This window comes from Bacillus cereus group sp. MYBK195-1 (assembly GCF_051916605.1).
In the GTDB taxonomy this organism is placed as follows: Bacteria; Bacillota; Bacilli; order Bacillales; family Bacillaceae_G; genus Bacillus_A; species Bacillus_A cereus.
In genome coordinates this window covers 71,159-89,972 of the sequence record NZ_JBQAGZ010000008.1, presented here as the reverse complement: position 1 = coordinate 89,972, position 18,814 = coordinate 71,159, and the positions used below count along the sequence as shown (strand labels likewise).

The following is an 18,814-nucleotide window of genomic DNA, read 5'->3' as shown; positions in this document are numbered from 1 at the left end:
CTCCTCTCATACTTGCTATTGTCCCAATACTTCTTTTGCTGTCCAACTCACTCTTTCATTTAATCTGTCGATACGAATAATCAATTTCCCTTTTTGTTCCCGATCTACTGAAAGGAAAAGAACCGCATCTTCTAGACCAAGAATGACCTCATTTTCTTCTGTCACAAATGGCGAGTAGCTATCTAAAATCAATTGCATTTTATCCGTTATTGTCGGTACACACATTCCCTGTTCCTCCTTTATGTTTGGAATCAAAAAAGCACTCAATTATTTGAGTGCTTTCTAACTTGTTACTTTTTCTTCTAAATCCCGTAAGATTCGATTAATCTTGTTTTCGACTGCTTGATAAACACTTTTGTCGATGTGGTCATTGTGAGCTAACATTTGAAATTCACTGTAAAACTCGCCCATTTCTTGATTTTCAACTTCAACTATTGATTTACCTAATTGCTCTAAAAAGAACTTATCAACTAGTTTCAAAACTGCTAAATCAGATTCAAAAAATTCATTAACCGTTTTTTTCTTCCAATTTTCAATGGAGAGAGAATCAAACGGGCTATCTTCCTGCTGAAACGCCTCTTCGGGAATCTCTTCATCAATTCCCATCATGGTTGATTCTTCTATTGGCTGCATTGTCTCTACTGGTGGTAAATCTTCCTGTTTCGGCTCTGATGGTTTTTCCTTTCTTTCTCCTAAAAAATCTACAATGAGTGAATTTGGATTTACGTCATCATGTAGGGAATCAATATCTATATCTAAAATAGATTTATCTGTATCGAATTCTACGCCTAAGTACTCCCATCTGTATTTTAAGGCTGTTTCTCCTGTATTATAAATTGGGCGAGGTCTAATCCGTTTTCTGTTATTATCCTGACGTTTTATAACACGAATAACGGCACTTTCACCTTCTTTAAAATTCATAAGTTCATTTGCTGTTAGCAGTGGGCGTTGATCTAGACCTTCCGTTTTATTTTTATCAGTAGAAAGACCTTTTCCGCTTCGAGAAGGTAGGTTAATCGTCTGATTCCCTAGTTTTTTGGACACTTTTTCGGCGGTTTCTTGATCGTTAGTTAGAATGTAAATGGTATTCCCACAGTTTCCATCAATCGTATCTGCATCCTCACCATACTTATTTTTTAATTGTGAATATGCTTGAATGATAAGATTAAAGCGAACATTTCTACCGAGACAAACCGTGATAATATTCGCCATCCCTTCAATACTTGGCATATTACCAAACTCATCCAGGCAAAAAACCACCTCACGGTGACATTTCCCTCCACGAGCGAGGGATGCACCCTTTGCCAATATAAAATAAAGCTGCCTTACAAAAATAGAAGCAATCACATGGTTCGAAGAATCAAAGTCTGGTGTAATCATAAAAATAGCGACTGGCTTATCGAAATAATCCACTTTTGTTATTTTCATATCTTCATTTTCTTCTACCACTTTAAATTCTGTATAACCCGTTTTTTCATCTATTTTTGTAATAGTAATAGATGTTTTCTTTTGAGGGTTTTCTTTTTCGTTACATTGAATGGTATCTCCAACTTGTATTACTTGTTTGAAATCTAATGCAAAACGTCCTGTAATATCTGCCTTGATAGACTCCTTTGAGCCATCTGGAAATACAATGTCTACTCGTTTTCTAGGTGTCACTTTTCCTTTTATCGTTTTTCCAAAACCGACACGTTTTAAATCCACACTATTTTTTGCTGTCATTTTAGCGATCTCATCAAATGTAAAAATAGAAAGTCCGTTCATTGTTTGAGTGAAAATCCCACCTCGTGTCGTTCCTTTTGAAAAGTTTGAGGTTGCATATTGCATCTTCGCAACACTATCCGCTGGTAAACCTTCAAAGTATAAATCTAATGCATTTTGGGGATCAGATTCCGGATCTACAATTACTTCTTTTGAACCAAGTTCTGATAACATATTTGCAACTGCATACATTGTGATTTTTTCTTCTGTACCTTCCGCAATACATTTATCTGTAACGGCTAATATCATAGCGTTACACAAGCTCATAGCGCACTGTTGCCAAAAAGGATCTTTTACAGTTGGGTTGTAATACAAAGTGTGTGAGAGTGTCTTACATAATGCCTGTGCCGTTGAATAATCTCCATCTTTATAGGCATCTTTGACAAGCTGCAATAAGTTATAGCTCATAGAATCAAGTGGAGTTAACAGGTTCAAAACTTCAATGTGATAGCCTCGTTCTTCCAGCGTTTCTTTCGATGCGCTGAACAATTCCCCCTTTGGATCATTAAAAATTAGGGAGGGTTTATGTTCCGCTCTAGAATAGACATCAATTGTAGGAAATACATAAGTTTCCCCTTTACCAGAGCGTGTTGTACCAATAATTAAGTTGTTTACCGGGCTATCATCAATGAATACCTTATCACCTAGTCGGGAGATAACAACACCACCGCCACCTTTAAATGATTCCTCTCGATCTGGTACAGCTCGGTATTGCTTTTTCAACTCTTCAACTGTTGTAAAACGACTAGAACCTTTCTGATGATTATTTAAGTTTTTAAAGGAAGATTTCAGCTTATACACCGTTCTTGCAATAGTTCCAATCACTACAAGGAAAACAAGCAAGTAGTAAATTGGATGCTCTGCAATTGGCATCCGAAAAAGAAATCCTATCTCCATATGAAACGGTTTGGGATGTAATAAATCACTAAAAGTTGTTTCTATCAGTTCTAAAGATAAGTTGAGTAAAAAATTAGCGATCAAAAACATTCCAACAAACAAAAAAGCACTCAATGGAATGAGTACTTCTTTTTCAGCTAATTTATATTTGATTGATATCTTTTCACTATACATATCAAAGTATCACCTCTGTTCAATCCAGCTTCAAATTAAAAAGGTACTCTTTTTATGAGTACCTTTTTGGCAAAATTAGTTGTTTTCTCTTTATTTACTCGCTACCATCTTTTCATTTTGTTTCAGAACTGGCTTTTCTTGATTCGTTGTTTTCTCTGGGTTTGTTGGTTTTTCCGGTTCTGTTGGCTTCTCTGGTTCTGTTGGTTTTTCCGGTTCTGTTGGCTTTTCCGGTTCTGTTGGCTTTTCTGGATCTGTTGGTTTCTCTGGTTCTGTTGGTTTCTCTGGTTCTGTTGGTTTTTCCGGTTCTGTTGGTTTCTCTGGTTCTGTTGGTTTTTCCGGTTCTGTTGGTTTCTCTGGTTCTGTTGGTTTCTCTGGTTCTGTTGGTTTCTCTGGTTCTGTTGGTTTCTCTGGTTCTGTTGGTTTTTCCGGTTCTGTCGGTTTACCTGGATCTGTTGGCTTTTCCGGCTCTGTCGGTTTCTCTGGATTTGTTGGTTTTTCCGGTTCTGTCGGTTTACCTGGATCTGTTGGCTTTTCCGGCTCTGTCGGTTTCTCTGGATTTGTTGGTTTTTCCGGCTCTGTTGGCTTCTCTGGGTTTTTTGGTTTTTCCGGTTCTGTTGGCTTCTCTGGATTTGTTGGTTTTTCCGGCTCTATTGGTGGCTTTGGTTTTTCTGTCCCTGTATTTTCCGTATTACCATTCTCACCCTCCGTTATAATTGGTGGGTTTACAATTGTATCTGGTTTCTTCTCTGATGGAAGAATATCACCTATACTCGCTACTGAAGAATCAATATTTTGATCACCGAATGCAAAATGATCTCCATTCACGGTGACTTGTGGCTTATTATCCGTAATAGCTGCAATCACATTATCTTTTGTTGTATCTTGAAGTGTTTTATCTGTTGTTTCTTTATCAAAGAGTGCTAGAACACGAGAAGTGGTGTCATCCCCATTTTGAAGATTACTTACAATAGATTTTTCTTTAAAATTAATTTTTGATTTATCCAGTTCTTCGAGTACATAAGCAACTTCATTATCCTTACTTTGAATTGCATTCTCTGTAATTGCTTCAAAATCTTGTTTGTTCAGATCTTCTTTCTTTTCCTCCGGCTTATTCTTATCTACTTTTTTTGTAATAGCTGATTTACTTTTTGATGATTCCTTACTTCCAAACCAACTGCAACCTGTCGTACTTAATATTAATGAACCACCAAGAAAAACAATTCCCATTTTTTTGTACAGATTCTCATAATTTAAAGGCATGTTATTCTCTCCCCCTTAGATGTTCTGTAGATCTTTATCAATTTTTTCAATCTTAGCTTTCTTTTCCTCTTCACTTATCGTAGATTGTTGAATATCTCGTTTTTCTAATTCTTTGACCTCTTTCATTACATTTTTATTTCCTTGCGTTTTAGCAAAGGAATAACAATCTTCATATTTTTTTAGATTTACAAAAGCTTCAACAATGAGTTTTTCACGTCTACCGTCCATATTGACTTTATCCTTAAGCTTAATTACCTCCTCATATTTCTTATTAAGTGCTGCTTTTTCAAAATCGATTACATCATTTTTGACATCAATTTCATTGATTTTATTCATGTTGTCTATCCCAATAAAATAAGCAACCACACTTTCTGCAAATTTCGGTTCATATTGTAATGCCTTATTTGCCTTTCCATTTAATAAATAAGTAAATAGAACTGCCTTCTGACTATCTTTATCTAATTCTGTGTAATTGACCTTATCGAAGTATTTAACGGCTTCTCCATACTGCTGAATGGCTGCCTGTTGTAATCCTTTTACTACATATTGTTCAGAGCCAGCATTTGCACTTGAAACTGGTTCGGAGGAGAATAACTTAAAGGCAAATATGGCACCAGCTCCAATTAACACCACACTTCCTATGACACTCGCAATAATCTTGAATCCTTTTCTATTTTCCTTTCCAGGCTTTACTAGTGTTTTTACTTCATTCGCTGAACTATAAGAGGATTCTTCCTTCCTTTCTGATGATTCTTCTTGATATTCATATTCTTCATGAAAGGGAGAATCATTGATTTCCCTTTCTAACGTTTCTAACAGCTCCTTTTTTTGTTCCTCTTGTTCTGGATCTAATTGCATCACATTCATTTTTTTAGAAATGTGATCAAAAATGTGATCTGCATATCTCGAACCAAGTGATAACGTACCGTTATAAATTTCATTAGAATGACCATCTAGCAAATCGAAATCAATATGTTCTTGCCGCCCTGCCTCTCTATAAACTCGTTCTAATCGCCTCGTTAAGATATAAGCTTCATGAAACGAATATTGCTTACCCGACTCAATTTCTGTTCCATTGCTACTCTTAAAAATGACAAACATGGCTTCTCCTTTCTCACATCTACTTTAAATTCCAATGAAAAAAGGCAACAAAAAAAGCCATACCTTTTGCATAGCCTCCTCATTGCCTTATTTATATTTTTTCACTATTTCATCCAGAAAAACGGGAATAAGATTTGACCAAATTTTACATTGCTATTTACGCTCTCTGCTAAGTATTGGCATCCCATTACGATAACAAGTCCGGCTGCTCCACCAAGAAACCACCAAATACATTTATGTCTTCCTCGTTCACCGCCCCAAATTAATAGATAAGCGCCCCAGCAAAATACAATCGCTGTACTAACCATTGCCCCTCTTTGCATCCATGCAATAAAAGAATTACCTGTATTAATTAGACCATCCATCGCATCACCTAACACTAACATTTGAGATAATGTTTCCAACATTGACATATACATTCACTCCCTTTTCATTTTTAAATGCTTATACGTTACTAAGCTGACTTGATTCATTCGCCTTGCTATCTTCCTTTACTTCTGTTGATGTTGCTTTATAAGCTTGCAAAGCCTTCATTACTAGATCTTGATTTTCTTCAATGTATTTCTGATGATGTAAATGAAGCCAATGGTTATAATCCTGACCATTGGCTCTTAATAGGTTTGCTACCATATCTTTTTCTTTTTTTAATTCCCTTTGTGTAATCGCCACTGTATCACCACCTTTCAATGATTATGTGATTACTTCTGATATTGCTCTTTGCAATTTTGAACAAAATAGGTAACTTCTTTTTCAAGTTCTGGAAGTTTATCAATTGTAAATTTAATCTCTTTTTTCACCTTACCTTTTTCATAATATGCAAGAGTATCCCTTCTTTGCGATAATCCCCAATCATGAGGGTTACTTGTACTTGGAATATCGTCACGATTTTCATCTAAACCTTTTACTTCAATTTTTTCTTTTTTAGCTATTTTTTTTACAAGAAAGATCCACTCTTCACTATGCCTCATGTTAGACGTTAGCATAACAAAACCTGTGCCATCCTCACTCATGAACTTCTTCATTTCTAACGGACTAAGCTCCATTACTTCCCCTTTTCCCGAACTAAAGACAAATGTTGAACCAATACCAATTGCAATTAACAGTCCAACAACAGCGGAAATGATCCACCCTTTACGACTCATGTATGTTCCTCCCTATGTCATATTTTTATAAGCGATTTTGAAGTGTGATGAGACACTTTTAAACTCCAACATCTGTCTTTATTTTATAACATTTAAAGGAAAGTGGGATAGAAAATGGAAATACCATTTATGGCTGGAATGACGAACCCTGTATTGGTATGCGTATAGAGACTAATCCCGACCTAGCTTCTATATGCCCAATACCGCACTACGTATTTTGGCGTGAACGTAGAACCTTATGTATCTACTGTTGTGATGTTCCTCGCTTCTTCAGAATGTCAAAATGGGATATTCCTCACGAGTACTGACACAAACAGGTCTTTGATACACTGCATTTCCCAGTGGTCACAGATGAGTTTTACGATCTTACTCACCCAACGATAATCGTATACCTAACCCCTCTAGTGACCTTTCGAAGGGAGGCACGCATATATATTGTATATTTCACCTTTCTACATCATTACTGAAAGGAAGAGATACACAATATATATCTAAATTGTCAAAGAACAACTTACTTTGTGCTATGTTCTCAGCACACTTCAAAATCGCTTTTTTTATTTACATTTTTGTTTGACAGCTACTAATTCCGCATGTTTATTTTTTCGTTTAGCAATTAAGTTTTGATGTTCATCTCTAACCGAGCGCACTTGATAATAAATTTGAGCCACCTTTTCAATGCTTCCTGTGCTATTTTCAATTGCGATGGTGCCTTTCAGTTCGTATGTTTTTCCATCAAAAGTTTTAACACTATGAGCTTGTGATGCCGCAATATCATAAAATGTGAGTCTTTTTTCTTTTCCCATATGAACGCCTCCTATTTTTGATTAAGAAGGGAGAAAAACGATTCTCCCTTGTCTAGTTTTCTAGCCATCTAGATAGGATGAAATAGTGAACGAGTGCTTTAGATCATGCTAGGATTGTTGTGTTATACGTGGTTATGATGCGTTGCGCTGCTTCTTTTCCGTATATGTGTTGTAATGCGGATTGAGATTCAACTACGATTGAATGCTGAATGTGGTATGTTGCGCTTTCTTTCAAAAACTGCTCCATATGAGGGATCGGGTACAAATCATATTGATGAAATACCAGGTGAATTGGTCTTATGTTCTTGCATTCTGTTAGATACTGAAGAAAATTAGATAATGCTTCTCCTCTCTCTTGATACGTACTTGTTTCCGTTTCTACACTGATGTACACAACAGATTTTTGTTTTAGATCCATTTGTAGCGTTTCATAACCAGTTAGTAAATCATGTTTGATGATGTGATACCCTTGTTTTCGTTTTTCGTGATGGGTATCTTCATAAAAGATACCTTTTGGATCAAAAATGAAAATAAAATCGTTGGCGTTTTCTTTTACACCTTCTATGACCGTTTTATACGCCCCAAATCGGGCTTTTATCACACCTGCAACCTTTTCCCCTTCATTCAGTTCTTTCAACGCTCTAATCACCTTTGTATACTTCTTAGCTACGCCTAACATGTATTGCACTCCTTCCTATTTCATTTTCCTCTTCTGACTGCTACTGAAACCAAAAATACTCTTTTTGTTCCCCTTGCTTTTCACGTTGATGTTTTTCAAGAATGTATAGCAAAGTGACAGTTATCGCATCCCTTGTTTCTTTTGAATAAAGACCTAGCTCATGAAAAATATGATATGCTGGATGCTCATTTTCGAGCGAATTTATTACCTCTACCAAGTTCGCTTCACTCTCATACATTTTTTCCGTGAACTCAATAACTTTTTTCACATCTAGGTAGTATAGTTTTTTATGCCGTTGATCCAGATATAAAATACTTCCTGCCAATAATTTTGTAGCGGATTCTATCCAATAATCATGTTGCTTTAATGGTTTAATTACAGTTTGAGCGATTGAAATTGCTTGCATCAATTCTTCAGACAACCAAGCACTCTTGCGCTGCATAACGTCTTCCCCAAGTTTCCCTATTTTTTTCATTTTACCGACGTGGATTTCTGACATCTCATTTCATCTCCCTCTCGGTTTCTTATATCTTGCTCCCTATCCAAAAAACAACGATCCAAATGGGAATAACGAGTATACATGCATTCCGACATCCAATAGCAAAGCCTAACGGATTTTCATCTGATTCACTAAAATGAGCTTCATATTCTTTCATATCATGATTGAGCTTTCTTACGGTTTCTTACTGCAAATACAGCTCCAATTGAGCCAAGTACGACACATGCAAGACCGATCCATTTTATGTATGGATTTTCGGCTTTACCGCCTGTTGTTGGAAGATACGTTTCGATTTTCTTTGGTGTTTGTTCTAGTTGTGGTTTCATAACAATCTGCTGTGGTTTCTCTAGTTGTGGAATGACAGGTTTTTCGGTTACTTTTGGTTGTTCCGGTACCTGCGGTTGTCGTGCTTCTGGTTGCTCTGGTTTTTGTGGTATTTCTGGTTTTTGTGGTTGTTCTGGCTGTTCTGGTTTTGGTGTCTCTGGTGTAGGTGGTGTCGGTTTCTTCTGATCCTTTACCGTATGCTTAATAATTTGACCATCCTCTTTAATTTCAAAAGGGAATATCTCTTCATTCAGTAAATAGCCGTCTGGTGCGAATGTTTCTTTATACGTATACTTTCCATATGGAAGCTTGAATTTTGCAATGCCGTTTTCATCCGTTTTTCCTTTTGCAACTTCTTTTCCTTGTTCATTAAAGATAGTAAATTCAGCGTTCGGAAGCTTGTTGTTTCCATCCGCAATATCTACCTTACTAATCTCTAACTCTCCTGTGATTTTCTTATTTTTTGCTGTTAGCATGATTGTCTTTCCTTGTTCCGAGATACTAAAAGGAATAGATTCTTTCGTTAAAACATAGCCAGTTGGTGCTTGCTTCTCAACAAATGAGTATGCTCCAAATGGTAAGTCTTTTACTTCAATCAAACCGTTTTTATCACTTTTGTGTTCACTAATTTTCTTACCTTTACTATCTTGAAGAATGAACACCGCACCTTCTAATTTTTTATCTGGATTCTCTCCATCTACTTTTAGAAGTTGCACGTTTCCTTTTACTTCTTTATTTTCAACCGTAAATGTCAGTGTTTTTCCTTGCTCTTTAATCTCGAATGGATATTTAGTTTGATTAAGAAGGTATCCTTCTACCCCTTTTGTCTCAACAAAATAATACTTTCCATACGGAAGATCCTTCACTTGTGCAATCCCTTGCTCGTTTGTAATTGTTTTTGTGATTTCTTTTCCCTCTGCTGTATACACTGTGAACTCTACTTTTGGAAGTGTTTTTCCACTGTCACTTGATTTCTTAATCTCGATGTTTCCTTTTACCTTCGTATTTTGTACTGTAATTGTTGCAACCTCACCTGTTTTAACTTCAATTTGTTGTGGCTGCCCATTCAGTACATAGCCAGTAGGTGATTTTACCTCTTTAAGAGTATAAGTTCCGATTTCTAAACCAGAAAGGCTAGCAATTCCTTTTTCATTTGTAGTAATAGTACCAACCTTTTCATTCTTACTATTAAACACATCAAATACCGCATCTTGTAATACTTCTTTTTGTTCTCCTACTTTAATAACTTCTAATTGACCTACTGATTTCCAACTCACATTTAAATCCGTACTTACTTTTTCTTCACTACGCTCTAATAGTACGGTAGCATCTTGAATTTTATCAGTTCCTTTGTAAGCAACTGCATGTAAATTGACTAGGTTAGAAGTGATTTTTAAGGAAAGATTACCTGTATTGGAGGATTTCGGAACCAAAATACGGAATTTCTCTCCTAATTGGAATTGTTCTTTCATTTCTCCATTCTCAGCTACAATTTTTGTACCATTCGGTGCATTTTTAAGGTTTACAGTGAATACACCATTTTTAGCGTTACTTTCTACTTGGTACAAACTCGTTTCAAAGTACTCACCATTAAGTTTTGCTTCTTGTTTATCAGTTTGAATTACATTCATGTAAGTTTCTTGTGTTGCGTTACTATGATTCACCGCATAAATAATTTCCTTAGCTGCTTTTTCAACATTAGCATTACGATGCTCAAGCTCCCAAATAGATAATTGTCCTAATGCATTCCAAACCGCTAATTGCGTTGCATAATGAGCTTCCTTCCAATTCGAAACACCTAATTCTTGTGGAGATTTCTGTGGGTATCCATTCATTAAAATTCTATATACCACATTATCTGCTCGCCCTACTTCTGGAAGATCCTCACCATTCGGTGAACGTAGTCCATATGTAAGACAGTACGCAATTTGCCCATTAGAATTTTTGAGGAGTTCCGTTCGAACATCTTTCCCATATTGATGGCTATAACTCCAATCCATTTTATATTGCTCATGCTGAATTACTTCAGCACTTACCTTAGTAAACGGAAATAGGAAGTTTATTGCTACAAGAAGCGTACTCATTGTAATGAGTATCATTTGATACGAACGTTTCAACATGACTAACAGCTCCCTCATATGATATACAATTTTCAAAGATCATTAAAAACTAAATTTTCAGTTTTATTAACTTGAAAAATACTAATTAAGTTATCCTTTTTCTGTATTGTTCATTTACAATATAGATGTATAATTATTGTTTAACGAGTAAATGAAATTTGTTTCATTCTAATCTTGCTCGATAGTACGTAGCAAAAAAAAGTTTTTCAATTGGTTCATTGAAAATATCGGCAAGAAGTTTGGCCCTATTTTCAATAACTCCTTTTGTACCAGTTTCAATGTGATACAGAGTTTTCACGGGTATTTCAGAAGCCTCCGACAGCTCTTGAATTGTTAACCCTTTTGATTCTCTAATATTGCGTATAACAGTCAATTTCTCACCCCCTTAATCACATTCTATTCTCCTTAAAGTAGAATGTCAATCCTTTCGGGAAACTTTTTTATCCCAACGGTGAATTACTATCCCAAAGGTGAATAAATCGATTGGAGTGAAATAAATGATACAGAATTATTTCGGGGAAAATGTTAGAATTCTAAGAACACTTAAAGGATTAAATATGAAGGAACTTGGTGATGTTTTAGGAGTCGCTAGTAGTACTATTTCCAACTGGGAAAATAACAGGAAAGAGCCAAGTTTTGAAACGCTCCAAAAGATCTCCATTTATTTTAATGTAAGTACTGATCGACTCCTAAATCATAAAATTGGTGATAGTGAAGCTCTTACAACAGAAGATCGAAAAATAATTGTAGAACGTTTAGCCCAAGATTTGTACGAAAGTTATAAAAATGTTCCTGATAAAGATAAACCACTATTAGAAAATGAATTGATTGAGTATGCAAAATATTTAACGCATAGAATTGAGACTAAAAATAAACTAAAAGATAGCTGAAATCCATTATTCTTCTTGGAAATTTCCAATTAACAGTAATAATTCACGATAAGTTTCTAAAATTTGATTGTCCTGGTCAATCATTTCATTAAACCATTCTTGATTAAGATTCATTATGTAACCCTCCCGTATTTACGTGAATTTTTTATATTTTCATGTGTTAGTGGCACGAAATTTTTACGCTTTTAAATAATGAACCACCATTATAAAGTACGAAAGACGCTACCTTTTAGTAGCGTCTTTCTTGCTTAAACGGCTTAACCACCGCCGGGGTCGACCATTCTTTGCATAACATATTTATTTGTATCTTGCACTTTTGCATGTTGTGAATCTGGTGTTTCTAATTGAAAAAACGATGTCAATAGCATTACGGTATATAACGTAACCGCTAAAAATTTATTCACTTGACTTCACCTCTTCTTTTAATAGCTCTTTCTTGACGTATTGCGAATAAAAGATATTACCTGTCAATTCAAAAGATTCTAACGATTCTTTTAATCCTATTATATCATTATTTATTTTCGAAAACGAATACTGTTGAAAAGCCGTGAAATTTTTGCCATCTTTTCTCAGTTCTTCATATAGCTTAATTCCTGTTTCCCTATCACCATGCATACATTCAAAAAAAGCTTTCTCAGATAAATGAATAAGATCAAATCTTATCTCATCCAAATTAACACCATTTTCTATATATAAATGCGCTAGTGTAGTATGAAACGCTACATATTTTTGTGTTTTTTGTGGAACTTGAATACTTTCACAAAGAGAAATAGCTTTCTTAATATACTTCTCAGCTGTAGATGGGCATTCAAATGTGAAACTTTCTCCTAAACAACACCACGCTGTAGCTTTAATAATAGAAATATCTAATTCAGAATCCAGAATTTCATAGCATGTATTGCGACATCTTTCTAAGTCATTTCTCATTAAGTATATATAAGCCAAACGCTCTTTATATTTCATTTCCAAGCATTGCTTAACGTACTCTTGTTTTACTTCTTTTAAAATAACATCTGTGCGATCAGCATAAGGGATAACAGCATTATAATTTTGCTTATCATACATAGCTTCCATATATAAAATGTTTAAGGCTGCTTGGCACACTGTATCTGAAGAGAAATCTTTAACATACATCTCATCCAATAGTTGCTGACCTCTTGCTATGTTTTGATTCCTTTTGTTCTGTATTTTATAAACCGCTAAGTACTTCTTTAATCCTTTTGTATCTGAATGTTTTTCTATAATATCTGCTATTAATTTGTATTCTCCCATTGCTTGGCAATAGCATAATGCTTTTTGTACATTTAATGGTGTTTTACAAAGAAGAATATATTCATGAATGATTTTTCCTTGCTCTTCCGAACTATCACAAATGGCTTGAACTAACTTTAAGAAAATCTCAAATTTAAACTCTTCTGTTTTACATTGAAGTCCGTTATCAATTGTTGTTTTACTTGTTCCAATTTCCTTTGCTAGTTGTCTACTACTTATTTTCTTTTCAGTTTTAATTTTCGACAATTTCCCCATTAAATTCTTCAATGTAAAGCCCCCTTCCAAGCACAAGACGTATCACCCAATATAAATTATTTAAAAGACATTTTAATCTATAGTGTAGTATTTTGATATATTCTTGGAGGTTAATAATTAATTTTTATAATCGGGTAATCAAAACTTGTCATTATATAACTTAATATTTTTCTCATAAATTGTATAATTAGAAATATTTTAACACGAAGGTCTTATAGTTATGTGTAAAGTGCTCATTATAAAAATTTTATATTTATTTATCAGAAAATTAAAAAATAATAAGAAAATACAAACTTTTAAATTCAGATATGCTTTTAGCGTGAATAAATCCACATGTTTTTTACAGATAGGATAACAAAGGCTACTTGAGGGGATTGATATTATTTTAATAACAATATAAGATAAAAAGAAAGATTGTATTTTGAAGAAAAAATGTTTTTTTTAATATGTAGACAGAAAAAAAACCCCACTATACTCAGTTTTAAATTGGTCTCTAGTTTGGCGACATGAACCAATTTAAAACTCCTAGAATAGCAAGGGTCTTATTTAACATTTTTAATGTTCACTTATGACGATAATTATAACATAAGGTGAATTTAATGTGAATAAGAACCTCTATTTTTCCATGTTTTTTCTGTATGTGTTTAGTGGGAGAAATAGGAGGTTTTTTTGTGATTTCACGAAACTTTTTGTTAAGTCGAGCAAAAGCGGAACTAAGTCCCCACATTCATCACTTATCTAAAACTCCTGGAGCTATCAATCAAGAAATCAAGAAAATAATTTCTTATATTGATAGTATTGTCCTAGAGTGTGAAGGTGCTACCACAAAAGATTATCTTACCAAAAGGAAATACGAAGCTTTAGAGACTGTTTTATCTTATTTAGTACAAGAAGGCTATAGTCAAGTTAGACAAGAACACATCAGCAAAAAATCTGGAATTTCAAAACCTATTATTAATTACGTTTTTAATTGGCTGCAAGATTTAGGAGTATGCCAACAAATAAAGGTAAGACGACATGGAAAGATCGCCCCCTCTGTTTACATCTTAACAATACATAATAACTATTTAAAGATTGTTGAATATTTCAAGATAAAATGGGCTGTAGCAATTGATGTTTGTGCTACTTTTACTAGATTTTTAAAGAACAAAATTAGTAAAAACTCTGATGTAACAAATCTTGAATTTATGCAAAAAAACAATTTTAAACCTTCACCTTCCTTAGATTTTTTCAGCATTGAAGAGCAATCAAAACCTGCTGTCAATCATGAGAAACAAGGAAAAAATAATAGATTACAAGAATTAAATGATTATTTGAGTGAAGATCAGAAAAGAGCGTATTACTACATTTTGAGTCAAGAGCTAACATACCTATCTGAAAATGATGCGTATACAATTGTTTTAAGATTGCCACCGGATATTGATCGCTACACAAGATAGGATTTTGAAGAATGTGTGCAATGGTTCCAGTTTAATAAAGCTGAAAACAGTAATCCTGCACATTTCATAAAAATGTTTAATCAAAAATCTAAACAGAAGCAAGAACGTAGAAAACGTAATGCACAAAATACAAGGTCACTCTCAGATACAACTAATAGTCATACATTTGTTTTCTATAATTTTCTAGAAGAACACGATTAAAATCAAAAAAATCCAATTACAAATAGCCTTGCTGAAAAAAAACATATACAGCAAGGCTATTTGTAATGTCTTCCTATAGTTCTTTATGACCTTGTTGGTCTTCAATTAAACAACTCATAAATCATATATATTTTCTATGTACTATAGTTTTTTCTTTTTAATTCAACTATAAAATTTAAACCTTATGAATACAGTATATTCAATTATTATTTACTAAACTATTTACTTAGAAATTTACTAAGTAAAAATCTCCAATACCTTGATACAATAACCATTATGGCCCAAATATTAATTCTAATGTTTTTATTTATTTTAATTTCTAAAACAAGATTTATTAAATATAGTACTTTGCATCTATTTGTAACTTTTTAGGGAGGCTTAGCATATTTTCTAAAAGATTCCCTAACTTTTTATATAATTTGGCATAATTCATATTTTAAACAATCGATTAAAATATGATTCTATTGGTTATATAACTACACTGGTCTTTTGTTATTCATCAAAATTGTTCAATAATATTGAATTAACTTTTTCTAAATTACCTATGTTCTTTAAAATCTTCGTACTCATTGATTTCACTCTTTAAAAGGTATAATAACTTATTTTACGAATTGTCTTAACAACTGATTTCATTATACAAGCGTCTTCGTCCCCCTCTTCAACTATAGTACAATCTACATTTTGTTCTAGCATCTGTTCTATTACTTTTAACGACTCTTGAAATCCTTCACCCTAATTACTAGTAAGATTAATAAACGTCTAGATTTATTGCCCCCCTTTTCATCTTCCTATACACATCTACATTTCATATCAAATTTATAATGTATATTATTCAGAAATCTGGTCCATACTAATACAAATGAAACCTCAAATTAAGTTTTTTTAGCTATGATTATTTAATATTTAATTAATATATTTCATCTCCCAATATCCTCATTACTTTTCACTTATAAAAATAACCCTGTTTGAGATTCAAAACCCAACAAATAATATCAGCATCTTTTAAAAATTCAAACAATACCTATACATGCTTTCATACAACAATAAAACGCTACTTTAACGCATAGCGTTCACATATAAATAAAGCTTTTTAGGCATATGTACTATAAAAACCGTACTTAATTGCTAATTCTATTAATGAAAGCTTTGATTCTATTGCAAATATCTAGTAAAATTCTTATATCAGCAACAAACTTCTAATATTAATAGTTAGTTTTAAAATAGTTTCCTATGTACATTAATGTTGTATAAATACTTGTTCACTTCCAACAATGAACGCTATTAGAACGAATAGCGTTCATTGTTGGAAAAATATTAACGCTAGATGTATAGACTGACTTAATATATAAGTATGTATACAAACAAACTGATATGAGTACAAATGATTAGATGGCTGCCTATAAAAATTTCTACTCTTAAAGGAAAGATCTTTTCAAGAACGAATCAATATCTAACATACAAATAATGGAGGTGTGAAGTTTGGAATATGGATATTTTGCACAAGAAGTAGCAAAACAACTAGATATAAACACCAATACACTTCGCAGATGGTCAATTGAACTAGAAAAAATGGAATATATATTTGAAAGAAATGAGCGTAATCAACGAATTTACTATGAGAATGATATAGATATCTTAAAGCAAATGAAAGAATACTTAAATCAAAACTGGAAACTAGAAGAAGCTGCAACAAGAAGTATGGAAAGCATGGAAAATACTGAAGAGAACGCTCAGAAAACGGATAGCGTTCATGAGGAAAATGAAGTTCAAGTAACGCTCAGAAAACGTTCAGAAACTGATATTTTGATGATTCAAGAAAAATTTTCTCACATGCTTGAGCAACAAGATAAAATTGTACAACAAAACCAAGATATCATTAAATTGTTATTACAGGAACGCTCAGAAAAAGAAGACAAAGATCTACAGATTCAGTTATTACAAGAAAAACTGGATAAAGCAATTGAACTATTAAATGAAGATCGCCAAGAACAGCAAGATAACACCAAAAAAACGTTCATTCAACGTTTATTTAATTTAAATTAAATCAGATATACGTTTTTTATCAAATATATCTAATTGAGCAAAAAAAGCGGTAGCTACCGTTTTTTTTTTGCTCATCCTTACAACACGAATATGTAGTTTTGTAAAAAAAAATTCTATGATACGTTTTTTCTTGTTAAATTTCGAAGAGTGTAGTTTTTTACAACTTGTGTTACTAATCCTAACTAGAATAAATAGCCTGTGATACATGATGCTATTATAAGGGTTGATTAATTACATAAACTTTCTACTAAAATCATCAAAAAGCATCATGTCATTGGTAAAGAATACTTATAATTCAGTGGTATGCTCAAAAATAGAAAGCTTGTAAAAGCGATTAGTGACATGTCTTGGTCACAATTTCAAACAATGTTGAAATATAAAGTAAAGTGGTGTAGTGAACAATTAGTTGTAATATCTAAAACATTTGCTTCTAGTCAATTATGTTCCAATTGCAACTATAAAAACATAGATGCTAAAAATCTAAACATTCGTGAGTAGGATTATCCTTATTGTGGCACACGTCATGATAGAGATCGTAACACAGCGCTCAATCTTAGAAATGAAGCTAAACATAAGAACTATCGGGATAGCCTACTGAATTAGAAACCGTTTGGCTTCTGTACTTAGGTATCCATTACCTCAAGGATACTAGGTACTCAGTTGTCCAATATATTTTTCTTAACATATCTTATTGGACCTTTCTTATGGATTCAAAAAACTCTTTATATCGCTAAAAAAAACATGTTAATCCTATTTCCTAAAATTAGTTAAGTGTTTACTTTGTCAATTTTTAGGTAAGATTGACAAATCCTCTAATTTCTTAACCACATAATAAACCTGTATAGGAAACTCCATGTTTTTTCTAGTCTTCTTTAATTCATTTTGCCAGACTAAATTTTTTCATATAAATGTCATCAATCACAGCATTCATTATTATTAAATCCTATGCGTTATAAACGCTATTATTAAAGGCCATATCTTTTACTTCTAAAGTTACATTATGTCGTCCTTAAAGGAAAACTACTATATTTATGCACTGAATCTCTAATGAACGCATAGCGTTCATTATTTACAAAACGTTAAATTAACGTTTTGTAAGCGCTCATAGCGTTTTTTTATTGTATTAAAATACTTGCCATCTAATATCCTTACAGATCGTTTCAAGTTCAAAACACTAAACAAAGAAAATTTTCCATTCTTTAATTTGTTAGGCCGCTATCACATAGCTCCTAGGCCTTTTAGACGATTCTTATCGCTCTTATAATTTAAAACTTTGCTAATAAGATATGTGCCATAGGAAGAACACGCCAATTAATGTCTATATTTCCGTAATCATACTTCGAACATAGTCTACTAACATCAACTATTTTTAATTTAGCAACTACTTTATTTCATACCACTTGCTTAAAATACTTTATAACATATATAGCATAGTCAGGGTCGTTATTATAACGTTCATTAATTAGTACAACATAGAAACATCCAGCTTTATTATGGACTATTAATTGATACACCCTATCAGATTTTATATATTGCTTTAGCATATATTGTATCCTTTAAACAACTCAGGATATTGATATTAAAGAGATAAACGCCAAAAAAACGGGTAGTGTTCACATAAAAAACACTTAATAACACTTAAGTTAAAAAGATTTTAGCATAATCACAACTACTTATCCCTTTGTCCTGCCTTATGGATTCCAAAGATACTTCATATATCTCCAGCCTACTTTAATAAATTTATCAGATTGTATTTGTTATATTAAGCTTAACATTAACTTAGGATACATCTTAAGATTTGTAATGATAAAAAAGCACCATACCATCGCAGCGTTCATTATTACTAATTTATACGCGTTATCAACACTGTTAAATAAGACATATCTATCCTAAAGCCACATTATACGTTTAGATATAAATATATCTAAACGTATAATATTAATGTGCCGAATTC

At 33.1% G+C, this 18,814-nt stretch carries 15 protein-coding genes and 2 pseudogenes; 4 read left to right on the top strand and 13 right to left on the bottom strand.

Features of this window, described 5'->3' with window-relative positions:
- Window positions 1-15: 15 nt before the first annotated feature.
- From ACTFRY_RS24655 to ACTFRY_RS24600, 12 genes are all read right to left on the bottom strand, one after another.
- Entirely contained in the window at window positions 16-225 is a 210-nt protein-coding gene (locus tag ACTFRY_RS24655; protein WP_016128119.1) for a hypothetical protein, read from the bottom strand.
- A gap of 57 nt (window positions 226-282) precedes the next feature.
- Entirely contained in the window at window positions 283-2,832 is a 2,550-nt protein-coding gene (locus ACTFRY_RS24650) for a VirD4-like conjugal transfer protein, CD1115 family (RefSeq protein WP_098617361.1), read from the bottom strand.
- A 90-nt stretch (window positions 2,833-2,922) separates the two neighbouring features.
- Window positions 2,923-4,092: a hypothetical protein gene (locus ACTFRY_RS24645; RefSeq protein ID WP_332278777.1), complete on the bottom strand. Its 1,170-nt coding sequence runs from the start codon at window positions 4,090-4,092 to the stop codon at window positions 2,923-2,925.
- 15 nt (window positions 4,093-4,107) lie between these two features.
- The gene (locus ACTFRY_RS24640; protein WP_098617067.1) at window positions 4,108-5,193 is read right to left on the bottom strand and encodes a hypothetical protein; all 1,086 of its coding nucleotides are present in this window, start codon (window positions 5,191-5,193) and stop codon (window positions 4,108-4,110) included.
- Window positions 5,194-5,297: 104 nt separating this feature from the next.
- Window positions 5,298-5,606: a hypothetical protein gene (locus ACTFRY_RS24635; RefSeq protein WP_000062187.1), complete on the bottom strand. Its 309-nt coding sequence runs from the start codon at window positions 5,604-5,606 to the stop codon at window positions 5,298-5,300.
- A 31-nt stretch (window positions 5,607-5,637) separates the two neighbouring features.
- Window positions 5,638-5,862 (bottom strand): hypothetical protein, encoded by a 225-nt coding sequence (locus ACTFRY_RS24630; protein ID WP_001018798.1) that lies wholly within the window; start codon window positions 5,860-5,862, stop codon window positions 5,638-5,640.
- A 29-nt stretch (window positions 5,863-5,891) separates the two neighbouring features.
- Complete coding sequence (locus ACTFRY_RS24625; RefSeq protein WP_025966419.1) at window positions 5,892-6,335, bottom strand: hypothetical protein; 444 nt, start codon at window positions 6,333-6,335, stop codon at window positions 5,892-5,894.
- 554 nt (window positions 6,336-6,889) lie between these two features.
- Window positions 6,890-7,138 (bottom strand): hypothetical protein, encoded by a 249-nt coding sequence (locus tag ACTFRY_RS24620; RefSeq protein ID WP_000514061.1) that lies wholly within the window; start codon window positions 7,136-7,138, stop codon window positions 6,890-6,892.
- Between the two features lie 103 nt (window positions 7,139-7,241).
- Window positions 7,242-7,817 carry a hypothetical protein gene (locus ACTFRY_RS24615; RefSeq protein ID WP_098617068.1) on the bottom strand — a complete coding sequence of 192 codons (576 nt, stop codon included), beginning with the start codon at window positions 7,815-7,817 and terminating at the stop codon, window positions 7,242-7,244.
- A 40-nt stretch (window positions 7,818-7,857) separates the two neighbouring features.
- Complete coding sequence (locus ACTFRY_RS24610; RefSeq protein WP_098617069.1) at window positions 7,858-8,316, bottom strand: TRAG family protein; 459 nt, start codon at window positions 8,314-8,316, stop codon at window positions 7,858-7,860.
- 158 nt (window positions 8,317-8,474) lie between these two features.
- Complete coding sequence (locus ACTFRY_RS24605; protein WP_098617070.1) at window positions 8,475-10,760, bottom strand: SpaA isopeptide-forming pilin-related protein; 2,286 nt, start codon at window positions 10,758-10,760, stop codon at window positions 8,475-8,477.
- A 163-nt stretch (window positions 10,761-10,923) separates the two neighbouring features.
- The gene (locus ACTFRY_RS24600) at window positions 10,924-11,133 is read right to left on the bottom strand and encodes a helix-turn-helix transcriptional regulator (RefSeq protein WP_000216138.1); all 210 of its coding nucleotides are present in this window, start codon (window positions 11,131-11,133) and stop codon (window positions 10,924-10,926) included.
- 124 nt (window positions 11,134-11,257) lie between these two features.
- On the opposite strand from ACTFRY_RS24600, the gene ACTFRY_RS24595 reads away from it, so the two are divergent.
- On the top strand, window positions 11,258-11,650 hold the full coding sequence (locus ACTFRY_RS24595; RefSeq protein WP_000615757.1) for a helix-turn-helix domain-containing protein: 393 nt from the start codon (window positions 11,258-11,260) through the stop codon (window positions 11,648-11,650).
- A gap of 396 nt (window positions 11,651-12,046) precedes the next feature.
- Here the strand turns inward: ACTFRY_RS24595 and ACTFRY_RS24590 are convergent, their stop codons facing one another.
- Window positions 12,047-13,177: an AimR family lysis-lysogeny pheromone receptor gene (locus ACTFRY_RS24590; RefSeq protein WP_086424307.1), complete on the bottom strand. Its 1,131-nt coding sequence runs from the start codon at window positions 13,175-13,177 to the stop codon at window positions 12,047-12,049.
- A 671-nt stretch (window positions 13,178-13,848) separates the two neighbouring features.
- Here ACTFRY_RS24590 and ACTFRY_RS24585 point away from each other — a divergent pair.
- From ACTFRY_RS24585 to ACTFRY_RS24575, 3 genes and pseudogenes are all read left to right on the top strand, one after another.
- A pseudogene (locus ACTFRY_RS24585) lies at window positions 13,849-14,817 on the top strand (Replicase RepFR55).
- A gap of 1,479 nt (window positions 14,818-16,296) precedes the next feature.
- A complete protein-coding gene (locus tag ACTFRY_RS24580; RefSeq protein ID WP_000455692.1) occupies window positions 16,297-16,860 on the top strand; it encodes a MerR family transcriptional regulator in 564 nt (187 codons plus the stop codon).
- A 231-nt stretch (window positions 16,861-17,091) separates the two neighbouring features.
- A pseudogene (locus ACTFRY_RS24575) lies at window positions 17,092-17,463 on the top strand (RNA-guided endonuclease TnpB family protein); the annotation flags it as partial.
- Window positions 17,464-18,814 lie beyond the last annotated feature (1,351 nt).